The organism is Acinetobacter sp. UBA3025, from assembly GCF_002367915.1.
GTDB lineage: Bacteria > Pseudomonadota > Gammaproteobacteria > Pseudomonadales > Moraxellaceae > Acinetobacter.
Genome location: NZ_DFDO01000229.1, coordinates 1 through 3,436, shown reverse-complemented (window position 1 = coordinate 3,436; position 3,436 = coordinate 1). Strand labels below are relative to the sequence as shown.

The window sequence follows — 3,436 nt, the reverse complement described above, 5'->3', positions numbered from 1 at the left end:
CTTTCGCAAGAGATCTAATATAATCATATTTTATATAAGTAGCAAAATGTATTTCTAAATTTTATTTTAAATTTAAGTTTATATACAATTTTTTGATTAAGTTATGACTTTAATTGAAAAATAAAATTTATAAAAGATAGAAAGCTTTCAATATGTGTTCATTCTATTATTAAAAGTAATTTATGTTTCTTATAAATCCAGACTTCAATTACTTAACTTACCTTTTTTTACATTGAATTAATATGTAACAGGTAATAACTTGGCGAATTTTTAAAAATAGGTAGAGTAAATATTAAGTCGAAACCTAATCATCGGCGATTTAAAGCAAATAGTAAGGAGTTACACCATGGCTAATAATCAACAGCAAAATCAGCAAGACCAACAGAACCAACAACAACAGCAACAGCAAGACCAACAACGTCAGCAAAACCAGAATCAAAATCAGCAACAGCCGAACCAGCAGCAACAACAGCCGCAGGGACAGCAAAACCAACAGCGTCAGCAGGGCCAACAGGACCAGCAACGCAATCAGCAACAACAGCAACAGCCACAACAAGATAACTAGCAGCAAAATTTGCGTAATCAATAAGATTAGTCAAAGCTGCAGCGTTTATATCTAAGTTGTGTAATCTCTACAAAAAACCGCCTTCTTTAAGGCGGTTTTTTCTTGTTCAGAATAAATCAGCATTGAATATTGGCTTTTACTTTATAAAAGTCGAGCGCATTTTTCAGATCTTTTAGTAGTTCCTGCTCATCATATTCTTGTGGCATCAGTTTTATTAGGGCCGGCATATAATGAGTTTTATATTCTTTAGGATAATCCTCACATAAAATATGTGTTCTTTCCTCAAGGCTAATAGTAGAAGAATCTAATTTATCTAAATAAGCACTCAATCGGGCATCGGATTTTTCAAACTGAGCTTTCACTGCTGGATCAGGTTCAGCTGATACATCTGCCTGTTGTTTCTGGCAGCCTGTGATGGCCAATGCCAATAGGGCAATTATGAATAATGATATTTTCATGGCAACAATATATTGTTATCAGTCATTGGAAAAATTATAAAGAGAAATGAATGAAAGAGCACCTGCCTTTAAACTCATTGACAGCTGAGAAAATAAAAAATGAAAAGGACTTTGATAAAATAAGTAAAATATCTACCAATATGTATAAGTTGCATATCTGCTTTTATGACCCACTTGATTGAATGAAAACTGAATGAATCAAAGTTTTTTGTATTTAATTGCATCTAAGTCGATGAAAAATAGCCAATAAAATATAAAACATAACCTATATTCAACATTTGGTAAAAAAGCCTCTATATTTCATATACATATTAGATGCATGACAAGTGGTACTTTATCACCACTACAACAACTCAGATAAAATAATTTAAAATCAGCAAGTTAAAAAGCCCTGTTTAATCCAGACAGTTAAACAGGGCCTATTTTTTAGATCATAAATATGTCAAAAACAGATGATTTTTCGATATTTATCCTTCACATAAGTTTTCATATACAACATAAAACCTGAAAATACGTTCAAGTGTGAAACATGAATAGATGTTATTTATATATCTCTTTTCATGAAAAGACAGGGTAGAGCTATGATGAGATGTATCTGTGCATTTGGTATGGGTGTCATGGTGGGATGTTGCTTTAAATCTTGCAAAGAAAAAATATGCCAGATGATGAGCAAGGATCACAGTACCAAAGACCAAGCGCCAAAACATGAAGAGAGTGTACAAATTTAGAGGCTATAGCTTGCCTGTGCAATCGCAGTACAGGTGAGTGATTCAATCGTTTCAAGGTAAATAAATCGTAGAGCTGTAAGCCATTATCTTTAAAGCAACAAAGCTCGATCCATGATCGAGCTGTTCACAGTCAGGAGAAACACATGTTCCAATTTATATGTTGTTTATTTGGTCTTCATGGTGCGACTGAAATTGATTACACAGTCGATGATTTCGAAGTCAAAAAGTGTCGTGATTGCTTGAAAGATTTAAATTAACTCTCTAGACCTCCGTGGTTTAGATGGATGTTGAACCCCCGTTCGATTTTAAATTGACGGGGGTTTTCATTTTTTATCATTGATATTTGAAAATAGAACCAACATATCAGCGCTATATTTTTATAAATTATTGACAGTTAATTAATAAAGATTATTAAAAATAAGAATTTACTTATTTTTAGCTTATTATTTGATCCTACTAATATCCATCTCAACTAAATTCACGCTTTAAGTGTTATTGCAATATGCGATATTTAGGTTATACTTTCAATATAGCAAAATGCGATAAATAGTTATGCATGTGATCACTCACGCTCGGATTCTGGAAGCAATGCAAAAGTGGCCACACGCTGAAACTGCATTAGATGGTTGGTATCGAATTATCAAGGCCAATGATCCTAAGGATTTTGCCGACATGAAGCGATTATTTCCCGCAGTCGATAAAGTCGGGAAATTTCATGTCTTTGATATTGGTGGCAACAAGATCAGGTTGATCGCAGTTGTGATGTATCAGGCAAAACGTGTCTATATTCGCCATGTCTTATCCCATCAGGAATATGACAAAGGTCATTGGAAGGAGGCTTAATATGAATGCAATGATTAAACAGGCCGTTGATCACTGGCGTTATGTTGCACCTTTGCTCAGCAAGCCAGAAACTGAAGAAGACTTTAATACGCTCACTGAAGCTTTAGATGAACTTCTGGATATTGTAGGTGATGATGAGTCGCATCCCTTAATGGGGCTGATTCTTCAACTGGGTGATTTAGTCTCAGCTTATGAACATGAGCATTTGCCGATGCCAGAAGGCGATGGTCGTACTGCACTGGCTTTCTTGATGGAACAGCATGGCCTAAGCCAATCAGACCTATCTGATATAGCTACCCAGTCGGTCATTTCTGAAATCCTGAATGGTAAACGTCAGCTCAATATCCGCCATATTAAAGCTTTGTCTGAACGTTTTAATGTTTCTGCAGATACTTTCTTTTAAGTAATAAGAAATTAAATTATAAATTGATCTATGAGCTGTGTTTTCTGGAAGCAGGTTGCACAGCCAGGCAGATTTAGATTAAACAAGAAGTCTATATAAGCTCTGATTAGAAGAATATATGTTTATTAAAATGTATGGAAAACATAAATATTATTGATGTTTAACCTTATATGTCCTAATAATTTTCTAAGCATCTAGAGGAAAGGGAATATATATGACAACTCATGCAGACCACCAAACAGAGCAAGAAGATAATCCGCAAAAAGAATCTAATGATGATAAAGGCAATCAAGCAACCTATAAGGGTGTAAAGCCTGAGAAAAAGCCTAATGCAGAGCCTGAGCATCCGCTGAGGGAGCAAAAGTAAGATATTGATATCAGAAAGCCCTAATTAAATTTAGGGCTTTTTTGATTTGAGTCTTGTCCCGTCCTGAAATAA

Annotated in this window: 5 protein-coding genes; 4 read left to right on the top strand and 1 reads right to left on the bottom strand. The window is 34.6% G+C overall.

The features are described 5' to 3' along the window. The first annotated feature begins 346 nt into the window (after positions 1-346). Positions 347-565 carry a hypothetical protein gene (locus tag B4J23_RS09720; protein WP_291360296.1) on the top strand — a complete coding sequence of 73 codons (219 nt, stop codon included), beginning with the start codon at positions 347-349 and terminating at the stop codon, positions 563-565. A 116-nt stretch (positions 566-681) separates the two neighbouring features. On the opposite strand, the gene B4J23_RS09715 is transcribed toward B4J23_RS09720, so the two are convergent. Continuing rightward, on the bottom strand, positions 682-1,023 hold the full coding sequence (locus B4J23_RS09715) for a hypothetical protein (protein WP_286965195.1): 342 nt from the start codon (positions 1,021-1,023) through the stop codon (positions 682-684). 1,280 nt (positions 1,024-2,303) lie between these two features. Between B4J23_RS09715 and B4J23_RS09710 the strand changes: the two genes are divergently transcribed. The 3 genes from B4J23_RS09710 (at position 2,304) to B4J23_RS09700 (ending at position 3,364) form a co-directional block, all read left to right on the top strand. Further along, positions 2,304-2,594: a type II toxin-antitoxin system HigB family toxin gene (locus tag B4J23_RS09710; protein ID WP_034706646.1), complete on the top strand. Its 291-nt coding sequence runs from the start codon at positions 2,304-2,306 to the stop codon at positions 2,592-2,594. Position 2,595: 1 nt separating this feature from the next. Next, on the top strand, positions 2,596-2,997 hold the full coding sequence (locus B4J23_RS09705; protein ID WP_004785978.1) for a helix-turn-helix domain-containing protein: 402 nt from the start codon (positions 2,596-2,598) through the stop codon (positions 2,995-2,997). Positions 2,998-3,211: 214 nt separating this feature from the next. Further along, complete coding sequence (locus tag B4J23_RS09700) at positions 3,212-3,364, top strand: hypothetical protein (protein WP_004785976.1); 153 nt, start codon at positions 3,212-3,214, stop codon at positions 3,362-3,364. Positions 3,365-3,436 lie beyond the last annotated feature (72 nt).